The following is a 19,722-nucleotide window of genomic DNA, read 5'->3' as shown; positions in this document are numbered from 1 at the left end:
CGTCCCCGCGCGCGGCGGAGTCTTTGCCAGGCTATTGCCAGCATTCACCGGCTTCTGCCAGGCGATCGGCCACCTTGGGGTGCAGTCCAGTTGCCGGCGTCGCTATGTTGGGTTGCGTGCTGGACTGGAGCGAGCGGGACCTCGCGGGCGTCGACCGGTCCGGCCTCGAGCGGGCGGCCGAGCTGGCCCGCGGCCGCGGCGGCGCCTCCCACCTCGTGGTGGTCCGCGACGGCACGGTGCTGCTGGACCGGGCGCACGGCTGCGGGCCCGACGCGCTGTTCTGGCTCTTCTCGGTCAGCAAGCCGTTCGTGGCCCTGCTGGTGCACCGGCTGATCGAGCGCGGCGCCCTCGGCCTCGACGACCCCCTCGCCGAGCACTGGCCGGAGTTCGCCAACCGCGGAAAAGGCGCCATCACGGTACGCCACGTGCTCCAACACCGCTCCGGGCTCCCGGTCGCGCGGTCCACCGTGCAGGACGCGCTCGCCATGGCCGACTGGGACGCCTCGGTGCGCGCCCTGGAGCTGGCCCGCCCGCGCTTCGAGCCGGGGGAGGGGCCCGCCTACCAGTACATCAGCTTCGGGTTCCTGCTCGGCGAGCTCCTCCACCGCGTCACCGGCGCGACCGTCGGCGAGCTGCTGGAGGCCGAGATCCTGGGGCCGCTGGGCCTGCGCGACACGTTCCTCGGCCTGCCCGACGCCCAGTGGTCCCGGCACGTGCCGATCCGCGGCCGCGGCCCCGGCCCGCAGGTGGCCGCCGCCTTCATCAACCGCCGGGCGGTCCGCCGCGCCGTCATTCCGGCCGCGGGCGTCTCCGCCACCGCGCGGGACCTCGCGGTGCTCTACACCCTGCTGGTGCGCGGTGGCGACCTGGGCGGGGTGCGGCTGCTGCGGCCGGAGACCCTTGCCCTCGCGACGACCCCGACCAGCGACGGCACCGTCGACGCCCACATCGGCCTGCCGATCCGCTGGTCCAACGGATTCCAGCTCGGCGGGCCGGGCCTCGACCCGCTGCGGCCGCGACCGATGGGCCGGACCATCAGCGGGGACGCATTCGGCCACAACGGCAGCAATGTCTGCGTCGCCTGGGCCGATCCGGCCCGGCGCCTGGTGATGGTCTACCTGACGAATCTGCTCGGGCCCCGGATCGCCGCCGCGACCGCCCAGAACACCATCAGCGAGGCGGTGCTGGCCGCCTGCCCGCCGGTTTAGGCGGCGTTTCCCCGGACAGTGGCGCCGTAAAGGTCGCGCAGGACGCCGATCTCGCCGCCGTGGTGCATCGTTTCCCGGTTCACGTGCACGATCAGGGCCGCCATCGGATCGGCCGAGAAATAGGCGCCCTTCGGTCCCAGTGGCGTGCGCATCCCCGCGTCGTCCAGCGCCGCGATGTGGTCGTGCCATTGCCGGTAACTGTCGTGCAGGAACGCGACGCCGTCGGCGGCCGTGTGCGGCAGGTCGCCGGGCACGTGGCGCGGATCGAACATGTCGGCGTCCGCCGGATCGCCCGGGCCGGGGAAGAAGGTGGCTGTCCGGATTGCGAAACAGCCGACCGCGATGTGCATCATCCGCCACGCGATCGTGGTCACCGGCTGGGGTTGCTCCTGCGTGGTGAGGCCGTCCGGGCGGAATCGGCCGTCCTCGCCGGCCCGCACGCTCCAGCTGCCGGGGACCGGTTCCCAGAAGTATTCGGCGTCGTCGAGACCATTCAGCCGGGGCCACAGGTGCGCGTCCCAGTAGAACTCCAGCTGTGCGACGAGGAGCCGGCCCCAGTCCAGCGGCGGTGCGCCCATGCGTACCACCCTAGTACCGGTGACCGGTAATTGTGCCGACACGAACGGTGATGGACAATTTTTCCCCGCTATCTGGCGGGACATCAATTGATTGGCGATACTGTTTTCCACGGGCACCGTTTCTACGTCTGGCCCAACTCACTCACGGGAGGTCGGCCGCATGGCCAAGCGTGTCATTCAGGAACTGATCGACGATCTGGACGGTAAGCCCGCCGATGAGAGTGTGACGTTCGGCCTCGATGGCGTGCAGTATTCGATCGACCTGTCCAAGAAGAACGCCGAGAAACTGCGCGGCGCGCTCAAGCCCTACATTTCCGCCGGCACCAAGGTGGGCCGCAGTGCCGCCGTCGGCGGCCGGGCGGCGCTGGGCCGGGGCCGGGGCACGACCCGCGGCGACCGCGACCAGAACCGCGCCATCCGCGAATGGGCCCAGGGCGCCGGCTTCCAGGTCTCCGACCGCGGGCGGATCAAGCAGGAGATCGTCGACCAGTACCACGCGACCACCGGCCGCTGATCGGGCACCGCAAAGCGCTCAAGGCCGGGCACCCGGGGCCGATCGGGCGGGGGTGAACCTGGTCGCGGTGCTGATCGTCCGCAACGAGGCGGCCAACCTGCCCGGCTGCCTGTCCTCGCTCGACGGGATCGTCGACGCCGTCCACGTGCACGACACCGGGTCGATCGACGCCACGGCCGACATCGCCCGGTCGCACGGCGCCGCCGTCAGCCGCGGGGCGTGGACCGACGACTTCGCGGCCGCGCGCAACGCCGCCGTCGCCGCCGCCGGGCGGCCCGGCTGGGTCCTCAGCATCGACGCCGACGACCGGGCCGAGGCCGACCCGGACCGGCTGCGGGCGATCCTGGCGAGCGCCCGCACCGCCGCGTACCTGGTGCAGATCGAGAACACGCACGACGAACTGCCGTACACCCTGCACACCCCGCGCCTGTTCCGCCCGGACGCGGTCCACTGGGAGGGCCGCGTCCACGAGCGGCTCGTGCCGCAGGACGGCGTCTGGCCCGCCGTGCCCCGCGAGGCGCTGCGGCTGACCCACCACGGGTACGAGGAGCCGGAGACCCGCCGCCGCAAGGCCGTGCGCAACATCGCCATCGGCGAGGCGGAGCTGGCCACCGTCACCGACGCCGAACTGCTGGCGACCACCCTGCTCGACCTCGGCCGCAGCTACGTCGGCGCCGGCCGGGCCCAGGACGCGGTCGACGCGTTCGAGCGCCTGCGGGGCCACGCCGCCCCCGGCGCCCGGCAGTGGATCCTCGGCACCGACGCGCTGGCCCGGCTGCTGCTCGGGGCCGGGCACGACGACGCCGTGGTGTTCCTGGCCCGGCAGCTGCGCGAGGTGGGGGTCGACCGGCAGTACTGCGACTGGCTGGAGGCCCAGGCGCTGGCCCAGCTCGGGCACGCGGCCGAGGCGTGGCGCCTGCTCGGCGGCGTGCGCCACGTCGTCGACCCGGCCGGGCGGGTCTATCCGCCGACCCATCTCACCGAGCTCAAGCGGCTGCTCGGCGAGCTGGTCAAGGTCTCATAGGTCGGGTCCGGCGCGATCGGTCATCAGCTGGCGGATCGAGACCGGTCCGCCCGCGGCCGTCGCGATCTCCACGGCGCGCTCGAGCGAATCGACGTCGATCAGCCAGTACCAGCGGAAGGCACTTTCGATGCCGCCGTGCACGCGGACGGTGAGGCTCGGGTCCGCGAGGCGACCGGCGTCGACCACCTCACCGCCCAGCTCGGCCGGCGGCGCCGCCCCCAACCCGTGCAGCAGCAGGAACTTCGTCATGCCCCAGGGTCGGAGCCGGGCCGCGCGGCTCGACATCGGTCAGGACGGCAGCGGCTCGCCGGGGTAGGTGCCGAAGGACCACAGGTTGCCCTCGGGGTCGCGCACCGAGAAGCCGCGCGAGCCGTAGTCGGTCTCGTTCAGCTCCTGGAGGATCTCGGCCCCGGCCCGCTTGGCCCGCTCGTAGATCCCGTCGGGGTCGGCGGTGACCACGTAGGCGCCGAACGTGCCCGGCCGCAGCGCCCAGATCGAGCCGTCCTGGCGGTCGCTGCCGAGCATGATGCCGCCGCCCTCCGGCCACAGCATCTCGGCGTGGTGGATCACGTCGCCCTCGCCGTAGGCGGCGCTCTCGACGAAGCCGAACGCGTCGGCGAGGAAGGTCATCAGGGCGCGGGCGTCGGTCGCGCGCAGGGTCGGCCACACGTTCGGCGGCGGGGTCTTGGCATCGCTCATGCCGCCGAGTCTGCCCCGGCCAGGTCCACCGGCGATTGCACGTTTCGGAACTCGGCGGCCCACCACTTCCCGGGCGGCAGTCCGGCCAGCGCGGCGAACTCCCGGGTGAGGTGCGCCTGGTCGTAGTAGCCGCAGGTGACGGCGAGCTCGGCGAGCGGGTACCCGCCGCCCGAGCCGATCAGCAGCCGCCGGGCCCGGTCGAACCGGGTCACCCGCGCGGCGACCTTCGGCGAGAGGCCGATCTCGATGCCGAAGCGGCGGCTGAGGTACCGCGCGCTCCACCCGGTCTCGTCCGCCAGCTCGGCCGGGCCGACCGCGCCGCCCGACGCGCACAGCCGCCGCCACGCGAACACCACCTCGGGCGCGGGCGTCCAGTCCGGGTTGGCCCGCCGGGTGAGCAGCTCGTCCACGACCCGGAAGCGGGCCGGCCAGCCGGCGGCGAGGGCGGCCCGCTCGCGCAGCTCGGCCGCGAACGGCCCGAACACGTCGGCCCCGTCGAGGTCGGCCCCGGCCAGCTCGCCGGCGGGCAGGCCGAGCAGCGACCGCGCGCCGAGCGGGGACAGGGCCACCTGGATGCCGGCCGCGTCGCCGCTCTGCTCGATGATCGCGGGGGTGGTGTGCAGGCCGCCGATGACGGTGTCGAAGAGCCCGGGCCGCGACGCGGGGTCGGGGTGCGCCACGATCCGCAGCGGCGCGTCGAGGGTGATGACCAGCGTCAGGTACGGCGAGGGCAGCCCCCGATGCCGGCCCGGCGGCAGCCCGCGCTGCTCGTAGCCGGTGTAGAAGTCCGCGTACGGCCGCACCGCCGGCGCCGGCCGCCAGCGCACGTGCACCGACTCCATGCCGACCAGGCTAAACCCGATCAGGCGCTGCGGCGCTCGGCTCGGTTCATGGGCCAGGCCGTCTGGGCCGGGATGCCCTCCGGCTCGGCGATCAGGGCGGTCGCGTCGCCGTCCAGCGCGGCCTGCACGGAGCGGTACGTCGGGATCGAGTGCAGCGACCCGCACTCACGCAGCGTGTGCACGACGTGGGCGTTCGGCGCGGCCAGGACCAGCGCGCCGCCCTGTTCGGCGGCGATGCCCGCGGTCACGCGCAGCATCATCACGCCCGTGCAGTCGATCGCGGCCACGGCGGCCAGATCGACGACGATGCGGAGCTCCGGCCGCAGCAGCGCCTGCGACAGCGCGGTCTCCAGTTGCATCGCACTGGCCGCCACCAGCGCCCCGTGACAGGACAGCACCGTGGCGGCAGCGAGTCGTTCCACCGCGAGGGTCAGGGCTGCCATGCTGCGACGATACGGTCTGCGGTGACGGTGCGTGAACCACTGTCCAGCCGACAACCCCATCCGTCCGGCCGGTCCCACCACCACCGGACGTCGCAATCGGTGATCGTCTGACCGGCGGCGGACGTGGTCCGGGCGGGTGTTTTCCGGGCGAATTCCTCCCGCTGTGCAACCCGATGACCGGTTCGCGCGTCACGGAATCGAGCGCCGGCAATCTGGTCGTCACGCTCCGCAGTCGAGCCGGGCGGACGGTACTCAGCGACTGCCGGTCGAGGCCAAACATCGACGATAATCACGGTTTGGCGACGGTGGGCAAGCCCGGCAACCCCTTGCGAAGACCCTCGGCCTACGAAGCGACGACCGTCGGTATGGACGGCGACGATAGTGTGCGGTGTCAATACGATCCCGCACTCGTCGCCCCGGCCCAGGCGGCCACCCCGCCCGGTCCGGTGTGTCGTCGTAAAGGAGGCTTCATGGTAAGAAAAGGCCTGGCCACGACCGCGGCCGTCGCCTTGGCCATCCCGGTGCTCGTCGCGCTGCCGGCTACCTCGGCACTCGCGGCCCCGGCGAAGGCCCCGGCGAAGTCGTCGGGTGTGTCCGACGTGCGGGAGATGACCCGCAAGTCCTTCAGCACGTTGGACGGCAAGGCTGTCGACACGACGAAGAAGGCGAACGCGAAGGCGCAGTCGCGCTCAGCGCTCGCCGCGGGGGTCACCCCGCCGGTCGGCACCGTGCGTCAGTGGCTGGCTTCGGACGACACGCAGGGCTCGCTGTACCGCAAGAACTACGTCCTGCGCGGCTTCGGTGAGCACATCGAGGTCTGGGTGGCCGTGGACACCTCGTTCCCGGCGGGCGACTGCCGGGCGCAGATCCCGAACTCCACCACGATCACGGACGCTCAGGTGGCGGACTTCATCCACGAGTTCGACACCAACATGTACCCGAAGGAGACCGCCGCCTTCGCCACCCCGCCCGACCGCGACGGCAGCAACTCGCTGGTGCCGCCGGACGCCAACGGCAACGGTGGCGTCTACACGGGTGGCGGCGAGAAGACGGTCACGCTCGTCGACAACGTCCGGGACGACAACTACTACGACTTCCCGGCGAACCCGACGTACATCGCGGGCTTCTTCTCCTCGCAGATCAACGAGCTGGTCGACCGCAACGTCATGACCATCGACGCGTTCGACTGGGCGCACCGCACCGGTGCCAACCCGGCCGACGAGCCGACGGCGGACCTGTGCACCAGCCGCCCGACGCGCCCGCGCCTCTACGAGGGCACGTTCGCGCACGAGTGGCAGCACCTGGTCGAGTACTACTCGGACCCGAACGAGGTCACCTGGATGAACGAGGGCCTGAGCGACTTCGCCCAGGTGCTCACCGGGTACGTCAACGGCGCTCTGAAGATCGACGAAAAGGGCAACGACAGTCACATCAACTGCTTCCAGGGCTGGGGCAGCGTGCAAACGCCGTACAACCCCAACCCGCGTGACTGCAACGGGCCGCAGAACTCGCTCAACCTCTGGGGCGAGGGCAACACCGGCAGTGGCGTGCTCGCCGACTACGGCAACGCGTTCCAGCTGATGCTGTACCTCTACGACCACTACGGTCAGGACATCATCGAGCGTCTGCACCGTGACGCGGACCTGCAGGGCATCCCGAGCCTCGACGCCGCCCTCAAGGCGGAGGGGGCCAAGGACGTCTACACGGTCCTGCACGACTTCCAGAGCTCGGTCCTGCTCGACCGGATCGTCGGCGACTCCCAGTGGGGGATCGTCCTCGGAGCGGACAAGAAGAAGGTCACGTCCAAGAGCGTCCGGTCCACGGTGAACTTCGCCAACGCCTCGGCGTACGACAAGCCCGGCGCGGCTCCCAACGGTGCGGACTACGTCCAGTTGCAGAAGAACGGCAAGGCCCTGGCCGGGAAGGATCTGCGCTCCCTGAAGTTCACGGGCGCGAAGACCCTGCCGACCCTGCCGCTGAACTGGACGCTGGTCAACAACGACCCGGACCGGCCCGGCAACTCGGTGCTGTTCTCCGGCAACGCGAACAACACCGACAACTCCGCGGTGCTCTCGGTGACCGTCCCGGCCACCAACGCGACGCTGACGTTCGACGCCAAGTACGGCGCCGAGCAGGGGTACGACTACGGCTACGTCCAGGTCTCGACCGACGGCGGCAGCACGTACACGTCGATCCCCGGTGACAAGACCGGCGACGCGCCGCTCGGGCCCGGCCTGAACGGCACGACCACCGGCTTCGAGCCGCACGCGTTCGACCTGTCGGCGTACGCCGGCAAGTCGATCCTGGTGTCGTTCCGCTACGTCTCCGACGGTGGCGTGAACGAGGGTGGCCTCCTGATCGACAACATCGCGCTCGGCGGCACCGTGCTGAGCGACGGTTCCAGCCTGGCCCCGTTCAAGTCGCCGACGCAGATCAAGCCGGTTTCGGTCAACAACTGGAACCTCAAGCTGATCGGCATCGACGAGAAGAACTCGTTCGCCTGGCAGTTCGAGTTCAACGGCAAGGACAGCCTCACGCTCAACTGGATCCAGCTGGCGCTGCTGTCGCTGTTCCCGAAGGTCGTGGCCGTCGTGGCCTACGACGAGCCGACGGAGCAGGTCCAGCAGTACGCGCCGTACACCCTCGTGGTGAACGGCGTGACCCAGCCGGGTGGCGGCGGAGCCTGACGGTCGCGCTAGCACGGCAGGCGGCCCCATCGTCCACTGCGGACGGTGGGGCCGCTTTCCGTTGTACCGTCGAACCGTGGCCGAGTACTGGCAGGTGGTTCCGCGCTACGGGCTGACCCGCGGGCAGATCGACCGGGCGGAGCGGCTGCGGCTGGCCGGCGACTGGGCCGGGGCCTGCGCGGCGGCCGGGATCGCGGTCGAGGTGACGGAGTCCGACCTGCCGCCGGCCGGCCTGCCCTACTTCGCGCCGGACCTGCTGCGCTGGCACGCCATCCGCATGCGCCACCACCAGCGGCTCAACTACACCAGCCATGGGCTGCGCGGCCGCGGCGACGAGCTGACGCTGCCGGTCTGGCTCGGCCCGGACGGGCGGCGGGCGGTCGGGCTGGGGATTCGCAGCGTCCCGCCGTACCGGAGCAGGCTCTTCCTGGCCAAAGAGGGTGAGTTCGCGCCGGGCGCCTCGCTCGCCGACGCGCCGCAGTATTGGGACGTGCGGCACGCGGGCGACCTGATCACGCGTTGCGGCGGGCGCGGACCGCACGCGGAGCACGTCTACGCGCTGCTCGCGGCCGGTCACCTGGCCGAGGCGTGGACGGCCGGCGGCTTCGAGGTCGACCTGCGCACCCACCAGTGGACCGAGGGCCGGCAGGAGCACCTGTTCGAGCCCTTTCTGCGGTGGAACCTCGGCGAGTTCACGCCGGCCCTGCCGACCCTCGCCGCGACCGCCCGGGACTGGGCCCTGGCCCGCGGCCACACCGCGGTCTGGCTGACCGTCGAGCGCGCCGAGCCGGTCCGCCCGGTGCTCGACCGCCTGGACACCGACCGGCCGCGGCTGCGGGGCGAGCCGCTCGGCTCGCCGTGGCTGCAGGGCGTGCCGCGGCTGCCGGTGATGCTGCAGGACCGCCCGCCCGACTGGGTCGACCTGACGGCGGGCCGGGCCGGCGCCGAGGACCTCCACCCCCTGGTCGCTGCTGCTCTGGTACCGCACGAGCCCGCCACCGGCCCGCGCGCCCTGCGCCTCCCGGGCCCGGCCGTGGTCGACTGCGGCGGCGAGCGGCATGAGGTGGCGGCCCGCGACGGTACCCTCGCCGTGCCGCACCCCGGCGCGGAGATCGAGCGGGAGCTGGCCCTGCACGCGCTCGGCGGCCCGATCCCGCCGGGCTGCGCCGGGGTGGTGTATCGCTGGCGGACCGGGGCATCAGGCCTGCCGGAGCCGCTGCGGGGGTTCCGCGAGGAACTCGACGAGCGGATCCGGTTCGGCGAGGCGGAGACCGTGGCGGATCTGCTGGCGGCGGGTCTCGACCCGGAGGTGCGGTTGCCGGGCGGCCGTTCGCTCGACTACGTTCGGTCCAGGCAGCCGTGACCCGTGGTAGTGTCGCCATCGATCTAGCTCGATGACTGCTCGGGAGGTCACCCCATGACCGCTGTGACGGAGGCGGCTCCGCGGCTGCCCTTCGACCGGCCCAACATCCTCGAGATCGCCCCCCTCTACGACGTGCTGCGGCGGGAGGCGCCGATCACCCCGGTGACCACGCCCGCGGGCGATCCGGCCTGGCTCGTCACCGCGTACGCCGAGGCCCGCCAGATCTTCGGGGACAAGCGCTTCGGCCGCTCCCATCCGCACCCGGAGCGCGCGTCCCGCATTACCCACGCCGCGCTGCAGGACGGGCCGACCGGCGACTTCAACACCGAGGAGCGCGAGCACACCCGGATGCGCCGCCTGCTCGCGCCGGCCTTCTCGGCCGCCCGGATGCGCCGGCTCGGCACGCGCATCGAGGAGCTGACCGCGCGCTGCCTCGACGACATGCAGGCCGCGCGCGACGCCGAACCCGATGCGCCGGTGAACCTGCGCGAGTACCTGTCGTTCCCGCTGCCCGTGCTCGTCATCTGCGAGCTGCTCGGGGTCCCGTACGAGGACCGCGCCCGGTTCCGCAATCTGTCCGAGCGGGTCGGCCGCATCGACGGCGGGGCCGACGCGCAGGCGGCGATGCTGGAGTTCCGGCAGTACACGGCGGGGCTGGCCGAGCGGAAGCGGCGGGACCCCACGCCGGACGTCATCTCCGACCTCGTCACCGCGCAGACGACGGACCCCACGCTGAGCGACGACGAGGTGGCCCGCCTGGCCGCCGGGCTCATCTTCGCCGGCCACGAGACCACGTCGACCCGCATCGACCTCGGCACGCTGCTGCTGCTCGCCGACCTCGCCCGCCGCGACCGGTTCCTGGCCGACCCGGAGGCGGAGGTCGCGGCGACGGTCGAGGAGATCCTGCGCATCACCGCGCCGGGCGGGCTGGGGCTGCTGCGGTACGCCCACGACGACGTCGAGGTCGGCGGCGTCACCATCGCCCGCGGCGACGCCGTCATCATCTCCAGCAACGCGGCCAACCGCGACGACACCGTCTTCGCCGAGCCGGACGCGTTCGACGTGGACCGCAAGCCCAACGTGCACCTGGCCTTCGGTCACGGCGCGCACGTCTGCATCGGGGCGAACCTGGCCCGCACGGAGCTGCGCACGGTGTTCCCGGCGCTGCTGCGCCGCTTCCCGACGCTGCGCCTGGCCGTGCCGGTCGACGCCATCGAGGTCCACGCGAACCGGCTCACCGGGGCGGTGGACGAGGTCCCGGTGACCTGGTGAAGGTCCGCGCCGACACCGAGGTCTGCGTCGCGTCGGGCATGTGCGTGCTCAACGTGCCCGACGTGTTCGACCAGCGCGAGTCCGACGGCGTGGTCGAGCTGGTGCTGGCCGAGCCGCCGCCTTCGCTGGAGGACGCCGTCCGCGCGGCCGTGCTCGGCTGCCCGTCCGGCGCCCTGTCCGTCGACGAGGAGTGAGACGGTATTTGCGCCGGATGGTGCCACCGTTGTCAGCCGGAAAGGGTCCCCCGTCTCGTGGGAAGGACTGCCGACACCGCCGAGGCGGGAACCCTCCGCCGGTCTGACAATACTTTCGATGGACGAGGTCAGATACGAGTTCCAAGGACCCGTATACGCGCCGAACGGCACCTTCGGTGTTGTCTTCAACAACCGTCCTGATCGAGAGCGGGCCGATCCCTCCTCGGAAGCTCAGCAACCTCCGCTGCGGGTCGCGGTCTGTTCGCGCTTGACGGCCGACTGGCCCGATCTGGCCGACTGGCTCGGCATACCGACCGCACAGCGAAAGCGATTCGAGCGCGGTCGCGAACCGCACGAGATCTGGGACTGGGTCGAGCAGCGCGGGGAACTCGGACGCCTGCGGGAAGCCCTGGCCGGAATCCAGCGATTGGACCTCGTCGCACTGTTCGACGCCGCGGGCGCGAGCTAGTGGTCGCGAGCCTCCGCCTGGCCGCGAGAACCCGATGACATCGAGCGGCGTCACCAGCATCCTGAACTTCAACGGCCCCGTCTACGCCGATCATGCGACGATGGGTGTGTCCGGACTGGTGGCGAGCGAACGCGGAGCCACCGGCCAGGGGCGGCTGAGCCGGGACGAGATCGCGGCGGCGCTGTCGGCCTACATCTCCCCGCCCCAACTGCGCGAAGCGGCGGCCCGGCTGGCTCACGAGCACGTCATCACGCTCGAGGGACCCGCGGGAATCGGCAAGCGTGCGGGGGCAATCCGACTGCTCAGCACCACAACCGACGGTGACCTGTTCGCCCTGTCGCCGGTGATCTCGACGAGCGAGCTGGCGACGCGGCGATTCACGCCGGGCCATGGCTACGTCATCGTCAATCGGGTCGCCGCGCGTGACGGGCAGGGCAGCGACGTCGCGTGGCGCGAGCTTCGGCAACGGCTCGCCGCAGCCCGGGCCTACCTCGTGGTGACGCTGGTGCCGGAGGAGACTTCGCAGGCAGCCCGGGAGGCGATCTTCCATGTGCCGTGGGGTCGTCCGGACCTTTCGCGGGCGGTTCGAGCCAAGCTGGGTCCGGCGGCGGCCGATGACCTCGTTGACCGGGTTCTCCAGGCAGTGCCCGACGACTGCAGCATGACCGACCTGACCAGGGTGGCACAACGTCTCGCCGCCGGCGAGACATTCGAGGCCGCACTGCGAGACGTCAGACGAGCGGAGTCGGCTGCGGTGTCGGCCTGGCTCGGCAACGCTTCCATGCCGGACATGCTGGCCATGGTGGTCATCGCGTTCCTGCACGGCGCGGATCGGCGCACGTTCGAGACGGCGCTGGCCGAGCTTCGGCGACTCACCCGCGACAGTTCTGACGAACCTTCGCCGACCGTGCACGCGCTGTCGACCGGGCACGCGCTGGCCACGCTGGAAAGGGTTGGCGGCGGTCCGGTCAGCGGTCGGATGATATTCCAGCGTCCGAGATATCGCGGGCTGGTGTTGCGGCACCTGTGGGACCGCCTGTCGGTTTCCGACTGGAATGCCATCAGGGACTGGCTCGACCGGGCCATCGACAGCGATCCGACCCATGGTGACAGGGACCGCAACGAGATCGTGCGCCAGGTTGCCGCCGGACTCGTGCTGTTGATGAAGGTCGAGGGGCGAGAGGTCGAGGTGTCGTATCTCGATCCGTGGTCGGCGGCCGACGACCGGCCCGTCGCTCAGTACGCGGCCGCGCACACCCTCGGGCTCATGAGCTATGACGATGCGCTCGCACCGTATGCGCTCGAGATCGTGGGGCACTGGACGCGCGCGGAGAACCGGCGCCGGCAGCAGACAGCGGCAGTCGCTCTCGCCGGCCCGCTGGGAATCCGCTATCCGGCCGACGCCGCGGCGGGCCTGTGGGCGCTGACGACCCGGACCCCGGGGATCGGTGAAGAGGGCTGCGAGGCGATCGCCATGCACTTCGCCAACCTCATCGCCCACGACGCCAGCACGGCGTTCGTGCTCAAGCTGCTCATCGACACGCTCGGCCGGTACAACCGCCCCGGTGATCAACAACGGCTCACCGACCTGACTCTGCATGCGGTGCACCGCGTCCTCACCGTGACAACGGCCGGGGGTGGCGAGCCTGCCGTCGTCACCCTGCTGCGCCGTCGGCCGGACCGGCTGGAGCGGGTTGCCGATCTCTGGAGTGGGCTCGTGGCCAACTCGCGCTTCCGGCGGCGGGGCATGGAGGCCTTGGACGCCGCGCTTGCCGCGTTGCGATATCCAGGCGCCGACACAGCGCCGGTCCGGGTCGACCTTCTTGAATCGGTCTACGCGACGAGGTCGTCGTCCGGCCGGACCGCGCACGACCCTTCCTCCTCCCCGGCAACCAGGATTCTGGAGAGTCCCGATGAGTAGTGCGTACCCGATCGTCGAACAGCGGGCGTTGGGCGTCCCGATGCGGACGCGGTGGTACCGGACGCCTCGCCGGGAAGTCGACGAACTGCCATCCGTCGCGGCGCACCATGTGCTGGTCTACCGATCCGCCGGGCAGTACATCCTCGACAACAGCGGCCTGCATCCGTCCGATCCCGTGGTCGTGGACGCCCGGCAGGTCGCCGTCGTGGACATGCGCCGGATGAGTCCGGTCCCGGTCGACCTGGCCGTCGCATCGGCGGACAGCGGCGAGTTCACGGTGCGCGTCACGTTTCTCGCCACGGTGGTCGACCCGGTGGCCGTCGTGCGCGGTGGGCTCACCGACCTGACGGAAGTGCTGCGGACCTACCTGCGCAGCCACCATCGGATCTACGAGCACGGGCGGCAGCACCGGTTGGCGGAGGTACACGAGGCCGGCCGGAGGATCAACGCGCAGATCATGGCGTACACGACGATCAAGCCCCCGGCAGTCGACGGCATGAGCCTGTCGGTGGCCGGCGTCGAGGTGCTCGTCCCGCTCGAACTGGCCGACTTCGAACAGCGGCGCCGAGAACAGCTTCGCGACCTCCAACTGCTCGCCGAGCGCCAAGAGGTGGACGAACAGCTCCAGCGGCGGTCGGAGAACACGGAGTTGGAGTACGAGCGCCAGCGGGCCATGCACGAACTGTCGCTCGCGGAGGCCCGGCACCGCTTCGAACGGCAGGAGTTCGAGCGGGACCGGGAGACCGTGGGCGACGATCCGTTGCGGGTGCTCCTCATGGCTTACACCGCCGGTCAGCTCCCCGCGACGGCGTTGGCCGAACAACTCCTGGACCTGGAGCGGTTGCGTCAGCGTCGGGAGGTGCAGCTGAGCCGAGCCGAGCGACAGGAACGGCAGATGCTCGATGAGCGGCGGCGGGATGACGAACGGCACGTCATGACCACTCGGGTCGAGATCATCAAGCAACTCGCCGCGCGCGGACACCTGGACTTCGTCGACATCGATCCGAAGCTCTTGATGTCGGAAGTGCTCACGAGTCCGGGGACGCTGCTCGCAGCCGAGGCCGCAGCGGCGCATGCCCGAGCCGACGGGGGGACGGCGGCCGACGTGGTGGTGAGGGAGGAAGATGACGACTGACGAGCTCATCACTTCGGAGCCTGCCGAGCCGCCGGAGCCGTACCGGCCGGTGAAGGCGGATCGGGGCCCGGGTTTGTGGTTGCGTCGCCTCACCGGTGTGGACGAGCGAATCCTCGACTGGGTCCCGGAGGAGAGGCCCCGCTACACCCGCCAAGGCGCCATCGTGTTGAACGCGGGTCTGCTGGCGGCGCTGTCGATGTACGTGGTGCTCAGCGAACTCAGCGGTGCCCTGATCGCGGTCCCGGGTGCGATGCTCTTCGGCCTGGTCATCCTGAGCTTCCAGAGCTGGATGAGCAGCGCGGCCCGCGGCAGGGTTCCGGCGGCCCGGTCGACCGGGCTCCTGCCCCAGTTGCTGCTGTCCTTGCTGCTCGGCTGGGTCGTCGCCGAACCGTTGCTGTTGTGGGTGTTCCAACCGAGTCTGCATGCGGAGGTCGCGCTGCAGCGGGAGGCGCAGGACGAGACATACGTCGCTCGTCTGCGGGCGTGCAACCCGATCGACGGCAGTCTCAACAAGGATGCCCAGTGCGGCTCCTACTACCTGCCGGTGGCCACGAGCCTGCCGGTACTGCAGGAATCAGTGCGAGCCGCGGCGGCGCAGCGAGACGCGATCCAACGACAGGTCGCGGGGATGAGCCAGACCGACCCGGACGTGGCACAGATGCGTGACCAGCTCACGGCCCAGAACAAGATCCTCGCCGACCTGGATGCGAAGCGAGTCGCCGAGGCCGCCAGCTACGCCGACCGCATCTCGATCGAGATTCGGGAACGGCTGGACGACCGCCGAGCGTCCCGACCACGGATCGGCGTGCTGGAGGAGGAGGCGGCCCTCGGTCGGCTGGCCGGCGCGAGTCCGTTCGTCCTGACGATGCAGTGGTTGCTGCGGTCGCTGTTGATCCTGCTCTACGCCCTGCCGGTGCTGACCAAGCTCCTGGAAGGCGTGACCACCTACGACAGGTTGCACCGCCGGCAGCTGCAGCTCGCGGCCAGGCTGCAGGAACTGCGCGAGTCCCAGCGTGAACGGCGCGAGCTGGCACGGACACAGGTTGAGATCGCGGACCGGGAGTATCGCGAGCGCCGGGACCATGAGCAGCTGGAGGAGAAGGACCGGATGGCTCGGGCTCAGCACGAGGCCGATCTGAACGAGCAGATCGAAGCGCTTGCCGACCGGCTGGCGGCATCGAGCAAGCCGCAGGTCAGCGTGCGGTCGTCGTAGCGGAGGCGCGTTTTCAGGTCTGGCGCACGTGGCGGCCACGGGATGCGGAGGCGATCGCGGCCAGCACCGTCATGAGGGTGGCCGCGCCGAAGACGACGACCAGGCCGTCGTGGAACGGCTGGGCGATGAGGTTCGGGAAGAACTCGTGGCCGGTCAGCGTGGTCGCGTTGGCCGGCGGCAGGGTCGGCAGCACGCCGAAGGGCGCCAGCAGGTGCTCGACCGGGTTGCTGCCCAGGAACGCCGCGAACAGGGTGCTCACCGGGGGCAGCGAGGCGACCGAGGCGGCCACATCGTGCGGTACACCCTGGGCGGAGAGGCCGGTCGTCAGGGTTTCCGGCAGCGCGCGGGCCAGGCCGACCACCATCAGTGAGAAGAACACGCCGATCGACAGGGAGGTGCCGGCGTTCTGGAACGTGGCGCGCATGCCCGACGCGACGCCGCGCTGGTTGGCCGGGACGCTGCTCATGATGGCCGAGGTGTTCGGGGCGGAGAACATGCCCTGGCCCAGGCCGCTGATCACCAGCAGGGTGGCGAAGAGCGGGTAGGGGAAGTCGATCGGGATCAGCAGCAGGCCCAGGAAGGCGGCCGCGACCAGGATCAGGCCCGTGGTGGAGAAGAGGCGGGCGCCGAAGCGGTCGGAGAGGTACCCGGAAAGCGGGCCGGCGATGAGGAAGCCGGCGGTCAGCGGGAGCATGAAGATGCCCGCCCACAGCGGGGTGTCCTCGAACTTGTAGCCGTGCAGCGGCAGCCAGATGCCCTGCAGCCAGATGATGAGCATGAACTGCATGCCGCCGCGGGCGATGGAGACCAGCAGGGCGGCCAGGTTGCCGGCGGCGAAGGCGCGGACCTTGAACAGGCCGAGTTGGAACATCGGGTGCGCGATGCGCGACTCGACGATGACGAAGCCGATGAGCAGCAGCACGCCGAGGCCGATGCCGCCGAGGACCTTCGGGCTGGTCCAGCCGGTCGGGTGGCCGCCGTAGGGCTGGATGCCGTACGTCATCGAGGCGAGGATCAGCAGCGTGCCCGCGGCGAACGTGACGTTGCCGAGCCAGTCGACCGGGGACCGGTGCCGCTCGCCGGTCTCGCGCAGGCTGCGGTAGGACCAGATGGTGCCCACGACGCCGACCGGGACGCTGACCCAGAACACCGCCCGCCAGTCGATCGCGGCGAGCACCCCGCCCAGCAGCAGGCCGAGAAACTGCCCGGCCAGCGCGGTGATCTGGTTGATGCCCAGCGCCATGCCGCGCTGGCGGGCCGGGAACGCGTCGGTGAGGATGGCGGCCGAGTTGGCCGTGAGCATGGCGCCGCCGAACGCCTGCACGATCCGCCAGCAGATCAGCCACATCGCTCCGCCCCCGGCGCGGAACGGGTCGAAGGAGAGCGCGACCGAGGCGATCGCGAAGATCAGGAAGCCGAGGTTGTACATCCTGACTCTGCCGAACATGTCGCCCAGGCGCCCGAGGGCCACCACCAGCACGGCCGACACGAGCAGGTAGCCCATGATCATCCACAGCAGGTAGCCGATGTTGCCGGGCGCCAGGGGATCGAGGCCGATGCCGCGGAAGATGGCGGGCAGCGAGATGATGACGATCGAGCCGTCGATGGTGGCCATGAGCATGCCGAGCGTGGTGTTCGACAGCGCGATCCACTTGTACCGGTCGGGCTTCGTCTCCTGCAGGGTGGCGGTCACAGCTCCTCCGCCAGCTTGTCCAGCAGCCGGGCGGCCTCGACGAGGGCCCGCTGCTCGTCGGCGCTCAGGTGGCCGATCGCCTCGGCCAGCGCCTGGGTCTTCAGCGTGCGGCGGTCGGTGAGCAGCCGGCGGCCCTCGCCGGTGATCGTCATGAGCACCCGGCGCCCGTCGTGCGGGTCGGGTGCGCGGCTGACGAGGCCGCGCTGCTCCATCGTCTGCAGCGTGGCCCCCATGGCCTGCGGCTTGACCCGCTCGTCGGTCGCGAGCTCCCCGGGGGAGGTGGGTCCGCCGCGGTCCAGCCGCGACAGGACCGACGCCTCCGACAGCGTCAAGTCACCAGGGACATGCGTCTGCCGGAGGCGCCGGACCAGCCGCCCGACCGCGATCTGCAGCGCGGCGGCGGTACTGTCGATCTCCATGTAGTAAAGATAGCCTGATAAAGCTAGGTTGACGAAATCGGGGCTCTAGAAGCCGACGGCCACCAGGAGATACTGCGGGTTGCCGTGCGACACGAACGACGACTGGCCGGCGTAGTCGTCGTACGGGAAGCCGTACGCGAGCTTGTTGATGGCGTGGTCGTGCCAGAACTTCGCGTAGTAGTTCGCCGGCGCGGCCAGGTAGTACAGGCTCGGCGTCGACCAGTCCGACTGCGGCCGCTCGCGCACGTGCCGGTTGAGCGCGGCGCAGTTGCCCGGGTCGTTGGCGAGCACCCCGGCGCAGCCGAAGATGTCCGAGGTCGGCGCGTTGATGCCGAACTGCTGGGCGTACGCCGTGAAGTAGTTCTGGTTCGCGCCGCCGGAGCGGAACGTCGGGTCGCTGCCCGGCGCGATGATCCGGTACGGCGCCTGCGACTGGGCGAGCACCTTGAACTGCTGCGGCACCTCGGCGATGAACTTCGCGAAGGTGGCCTCGCGGGTCTCGGTGAACGTCTGGTAGTCCTCGCCGACCTGCACGTCGTAGCCGTCCTTGGCGTGCAGGCGCATCGCGATCTTCAGGCCGAACGCGTCGACCCGCGTGGTGTTGCCGTTGAACACGTTGGCGCCCACGGTGAACTCGATGAAGTCGAAGTACTGCCCGTTGGGCTGGCCGACGTAGAAGTACATCCGGCCCGCGCTGTTGGCCGGCATGTCCAGGTAGGGCTGCTCGGCGATCGAGTGGGTCTGCCCGTTGAAGCTCCAGTAGACCTGGCTGTCCGGGTACCGCCCGTTGGTGCGGTTGAGCACCTTCACCATGACGACGTTCTGCGCGGCCGGGATGCCGCTGGTGTCGCCCCAGAACTGGTCCGGCGGCGGCGGGCTGCTCGGCGGGTTGCTGGTCGGCGGGGGCGGCGAGGCGGCCGAGACCCGCACGCCGAACTCGAAGAGCGAGTAGCCGTACGCGGTGCCGCGGGCCGTGCCGTACATCCGCACGTACCGCCCGGAGCCGGAGACGGTGAGGTGCTGGACCCCGCCCGTGCCGGTGGTGGTGTTGTAGATGCTGGTCCAGGCGGTGCCGTTGGCCGACGTCTGGATGGAGAACGACTTGCCGTACGCCGCCTCCCAGTTCAGGTCGATGCCGCAGATGGTCGCCGTGGCGCCGAGGTCGACCTGGAGCCACTGCGGGTCGCTGAACGCGCTGGACCAGCGGGTGTTCGTGTTGCCGTCGAACGCGGCCGAGGCCGGGCTGGCGGCGTTCTCCGTCGAGGACGCGCTCGCGGGCTTGCCCTGGGCGTAGTTCGACGTGCCGCAGGACCCGCCGCCGATCGTGCCGAAGACCTGGAACTCGAAGAGCGAGTAGCCGTAGGCCGTACCGCGGGCCGTGCCGTTCATCCGCACGTACCGGCCGGTGCCGGAGACCGCGAGCGTCTGCACGCCGCCGGTGCCGGTCGTCGTGCTGTAGATGTTCGTCCAGGTGGAACCGTTGGCGGAGGTCTGGATCTGGAAGGACTTGGCGTACGCCGCCTCCCAGTTCAGCACCACCTGGTCGATCGTGGCGCTCTGGCCCAGGTCGACCTGAAGCCACTGGGGGTCGCTGAACGCGCTGGACCAGCGGGTGGCGGTGTTGCCGTCGGTGGCGGCCGAGGCGGGCGTGCCGGCGTTCTCGGTCGACGACGCGGTGGTGGTCTTGCCCTGCGACAGCAGCGTGCTGGCGGCGTTCGCGGAGCCGATCGTGACGGCCGCGTAGCCCGCGAGGAGCACCGCGACGGAGAGCGCGCTCACGAGGAGCCCGCGCCGGTGCTTGCTTGGCCGCCGGTCGAGTGGCGCCGGGGCCGAGGGTCTGGTCGTTTCGGACATCAAGGCTGCTCCCTGACGTGGATGGGGCGTCCTTGACCGCCGCCGCGCCGCGGTAGGCGCGCCGGTTCAGGCGGTGGACCGGCGCTGGCGGGCGGGGTCGCAGGCGGGTGATGAGAGAGCGCTCTCTCGATGCCAGCCTCATCCATCCGGCCGAATCCGTCAAGTGGCGGGTTTTGATGTCTGACGCTTCGGGC

At 70.8% G+C, this 19,722-nt stretch carries 19 protein-coding genes; 11 read left to right on the top strand and 8 right to left on the bottom strand.

Annotated features, from left to right (window positions below; all coding sequences use genetic code 11):
* Window positions 1–116: 116 nt before the first annotated feature.
* On the top strand, window positions 117–1,208 hold the full coding sequence (locus tag ACQPZ4_RS32580) for a serine hydrolase domain-containing protein (protein WP_433044040.1): 1,092 nt from the start codon (window positions 117–119) through the stop codon (window positions 1,206–1,208).
* Here ACQPZ4_RS32580 and ACQPZ4_RS32575 read toward each other — a convergent pair.
* Window positions 1,205–1,897, bottom strand: coding sequence for a DinB family protein (locus ACQPZ4_RS32575; RefSeq protein WP_433044037.1), 693 nt, complete (start codon window positions 1,895–1,897; stop codon window positions 1,205–1,207). The genes ACQPZ4_RS32580 and ACQPZ4_RS32575 overlap by 4 nt on opposite strands.
* A 49-nt stretch (window positions 1,898–1,946) precedes the next feature.
* Here ACQPZ4_RS32575 and ACQPZ4_RS32570 point away from each other — a divergent pair, with 49 nt between their 5' ends.
* Entirely contained in the window at window positions 1,947–2,300 is a 354-nt protein-coding gene (locus tag ACQPZ4_RS32570) for a histone-like nucleoid-structuring protein Lsr2 (protein WP_433044034.1), read from the top strand.
* Between the two features lie 52 nt (window positions 2,301–2,352).
* A complete protein-coding gene (locus ACQPZ4_RS32565) occupies window positions 2,353–3,324 on the top strand; it encodes a glycosyltransferase (RefSeq protein WP_433044031.1) in 972 nt (323 codons plus the stop codon).
* Here the strand turns inward: ACQPZ4_RS32565 and ACQPZ4_RS32560 are convergent.
* The 4 genes from ACQPZ4_RS32560 to ACQPZ4_RS32545 are packed head-to-tail and all read right to left on the bottom strand — an operon-like array spanning window position 3,319 to window position 5,308.
* A complete protein-coding gene (locus tag ACQPZ4_RS32560) occupies window positions 3,319–3,573 on the bottom strand; it encodes a hypothetical protein (RefSeq protein WP_433044028.1) in 255 nt (84 codons plus the stop codon). The genes ACQPZ4_RS32565 and ACQPZ4_RS32560 overlap by 6 nt on opposite strands.
* A gap of 39 nt (window positions 3,574–3,612) precedes the next feature.
* The gene (locus tag ACQPZ4_RS32555) at window positions 3,613–4,023 is read right to left on the bottom strand and encodes a VOC family protein (RefSeq protein WP_433044025.1); all 411 of its coding nucleotides are present in this window, start codon (window positions 4,021–4,023) and stop codon (window positions 3,613–3,615) included.
* The gene (locus tag ACQPZ4_RS32550) at window positions 4,020–4,865 is read right to left on the bottom strand and encodes a helix-turn-helix domain-containing protein (RefSeq protein WP_433044022.1); all 846 of its coding nucleotides are present in this window, start codon (window positions 4,863–4,865) and stop codon (window positions 4,020–4,022) included. The genes ACQPZ4_RS32555 and ACQPZ4_RS32550 overlap by 4 nt, the downstream gene beginning before the upstream one ends.
* Before the next feature lie 20 nt (window positions 4,866–4,885).
* Window positions 4,886–5,308, bottom strand: a complete 423-nt coding sequence (locus ACQPZ4_RS32545) for an STAS domain-containing protein (RefSeq protein WP_433044019.1) — start codon at window positions 5,306–5,308, stop codon at window positions 4,886–4,888.
* 470 nt (window positions 5,309–5,778) lie between these two features.
* On the opposite strand from ACQPZ4_RS32545, the gene ACQPZ4_RS32540 reads away from it, so the two are divergent.
* The 8 genes from ACQPZ4_RS32540 to ACQPZ4_RS32505 all read left to right on the top strand — a co-directional run bounded on the left by ACQPZ4_RS32540 (window position 5,779) and on the right by ACQPZ4_RS32505 (window position 15,562).
* Complete coding sequence (locus ACQPZ4_RS32540; RefSeq protein WP_433044016.1) at window positions 5,779–7,995, top strand: choice-of-anchor J domain-containing protein; 2,217 nt, start codon at window positions 5,779–5,781, stop codon at window positions 7,993–7,995.
* Window positions 7,996–8,071: 76 nt separating this feature from the next.
* Window positions 8,072–9,358: a hypothetical protein gene (locus tag ACQPZ4_RS32535; protein WP_433044013.1), complete on the top strand. Its 1,287-nt coding sequence runs from the start codon at window positions 8,072–8,074 to the stop codon at window positions 9,356–9,358.
* A gap of 54 nt (window positions 9,359–9,412) precedes the next feature.
* Window positions 9,413–10,630 carry a cytochrome P450 gene (locus ACQPZ4_RS32530; protein ID WP_433044010.1) on the top strand — a complete coding sequence of 406 codons (1,218 nt, stop codon included), beginning with the start codon at window positions 9,413–9,415 and terminating at the stop codon, window positions 10,628–10,630.
* Entirely contained in the window at window positions 10,627–10,824 is a 198-nt protein-coding gene (locus ACQPZ4_RS32525) for a ferredoxin (RefSeq protein WP_433044007.1), read from the top strand. The genes ACQPZ4_RS32530 and ACQPZ4_RS32525 overlap by 4 nt, the downstream gene beginning before the upstream one ends.
* A gap of 118 nt (window positions 10,825–10,942) precedes the next feature.
* Window positions 10,943–11,293 (top strand): death domain-containing protein, encoded by a 351-nt coding sequence (locus ACQPZ4_RS32520; protein WP_433044004.1) that lies wholly within the window; start codon window positions 10,943–10,945, stop codon window positions 11,291–11,293.
* A 34-nt stretch (window positions 11,294–11,327) separates the two neighbouring features.
* A complete protein-coding gene (locus ACQPZ4_RS32515; protein WP_433044001.1) occupies window positions 11,328–13,214 on the top strand; it encodes a hypothetical protein in 1,887 nt (628 codons plus the stop codon).
* Window positions 13,215–13,254: 40 nt separating this feature from the next.
* Window positions 13,255–14,349, top strand: a complete 1,095-nt coding sequence (locus ACQPZ4_RS32510; protein WP_433043999.1) for a hypothetical protein — start codon at window positions 13,255–13,257, stop codon at window positions 14,347–14,349.
* Window positions 14,339–15,562, top strand: a complete 1,224-nt coding sequence (locus tag ACQPZ4_RS32505; protein ID WP_433043996.1) for a DUF4407 domain-containing protein — start codon at window positions 14,339–14,341, stop codon at window positions 15,560–15,562. Before ACQPZ4_RS32510 ends, ACQPZ4_RS32505 begins: the two co-directional genes overlap by 11 nt.
* Before the next feature lie 13 nt (window positions 15,563–15,575).
* On the opposite strand, the gene ACQPZ4_RS32500 is transcribed toward ACQPZ4_RS32505, so the two are convergent.
* The 3 genes from ACQPZ4_RS32500 to ACQPZ4_RS32490 are packed head-to-tail and all read right to left on the bottom strand — an operon-like array spanning window position 15,576 to window position 19,528.
* Window positions 15,576–17,255, bottom strand: a complete 1,680-nt coding sequence (locus ACQPZ4_RS32500) for an MFS transporter (protein WP_433043993.1) — start codon at window positions 17,253–17,255, stop codon at window positions 15,576–15,578.
* Complete coding sequence (locus ACQPZ4_RS32495) at window positions 17,252–17,674, bottom strand: MarR family winged helix-turn-helix transcriptional regulator (protein WP_433043990.1); 423 nt, start codon at window positions 17,672–17,674, stop codon at window positions 17,252–17,254. Before ACQPZ4_RS32495 ends, ACQPZ4_RS32500 begins: the two co-directional genes overlap by 4 nt.
* A 45-nt stretch (window positions 17,675–17,719) precedes the next feature.
* Window positions 17,720–19,528: a discoidin domain-containing protein gene (locus ACQPZ4_RS32490; protein WP_433043987.1), complete on the bottom strand. Its 1,809-nt coding sequence runs from the start codon at window positions 19,526–19,528 to the stop codon at window positions 17,720–17,722.
* Window positions 19,529–19,722 lie beyond the last annotated feature (194 nt).

This window comes from Dactylosporangium sp. CS-033363 (genome assembly GCF_050942475.1).
In the GTDB taxonomy this organism is placed as follows: Bacteria; Actinomycetota; Actinomycetes; order Mycobacteriales; family Micromonosporaceae; genus Dactylosporangium.
Note: the sequence above shows the minus strand (reverse complement) of the source record. Positions and strands in the feature narration are given on the sequence as shown.

Bases quoted from the DNA above. Each gene is read 5' to 3' on its own strand.
- ACQPZ4_RS32540 (WP_433044016.1), top strand. From the start codon at position 5,779: ATGGTAAGAAAAGGCCTGGCCACGACCGCGGCCGTCGCCTTGGCCATC.
- ACQPZ4_RS32560 (WP_433044028.1), bottom strand. From the start codon at position 3,573: ATGACGAAGTTCCTGCTGCTGCACGGGTTGGGGGCGGCGCCGCCGGCC.
- ACQPZ4_RS32495 (WP_433043990.1), bottom strand. From the start codon at position 17,674: ATGGAGATCGACAGTACCGCCGCCGCGCTGCAGATCGCGGTCGGGCGG.
- ACQPZ4_RS32545 (WP_433044019.1), bottom strand. From the start codon at position 5,308: ATGGCAGCCCTGACCCTCGCGGTGGAACGACTCGCTGCCGCCACGGTG.
- ACQPZ4_RS32570 (WP_433044034.1), top strand. From the start codon at position 1,947: ATGGCCAAGCGTGTCATTCAGGAACTGATCGACGATCTGGACGGTAAG.
- ACQPZ4_RS32555 (WP_433044025.1), bottom strand. From the start codon at position 4,023: ATGAGCGATGCCAAGACCCCGCCGCCGAACGTGTGGCCGACCCTGCGC.
- ACQPZ4_RS32530 (WP_433044010.1), top strand. From the start codon at position 9,413: ATGACCGCTGTGACGGAGGCGGCTCCGCGGCTGCCCTTCGACCGGCCC.
- ACQPZ4_RS32490 (WP_433043987.1), bottom strand. From the start codon at position 19,528: ATGTCCGAAACGACCAGACCCTCGGCCCCGGCGCCACTCGACCGGCGG.
- ACQPZ4_RS32520 (WP_433044004.1), top strand. From the start codon at position 10,943: ATGGACGAGGTCAGATACGAGTTCCAAGGACCCGTATACGCGCCGAAC.
- ACQPZ4_RS32550 (WP_433044022.1), bottom strand. From the start codon at position 4,865: ATGGAGTCGGTGCACGTGCGCTGGCGGCCGGCGCCGGCGGTGCGGCCG.
- ACQPZ4_RS32515 (WP_433044001.1), top strand. From the start codon at position 11,328: ATGACATCGAGCGGCGTCACCAGCATCCTGAACTTCAACGGCCCCGTC.
- ACQPZ4_RS32505 (WP_433043996.1), top strand. From the start codon at position 14,339: ATGACGACTGACGAGCTCATCACTTCGGAGCCTGCCGAGCCGCCGGAG.
- ACQPZ4_RS32510 (WP_433043999.1), top strand. From the start codon at position 13,255: ATGCGGACGCGGTGGTACCGGACGCCTCGCCGGGAAGTCGACGAACTG.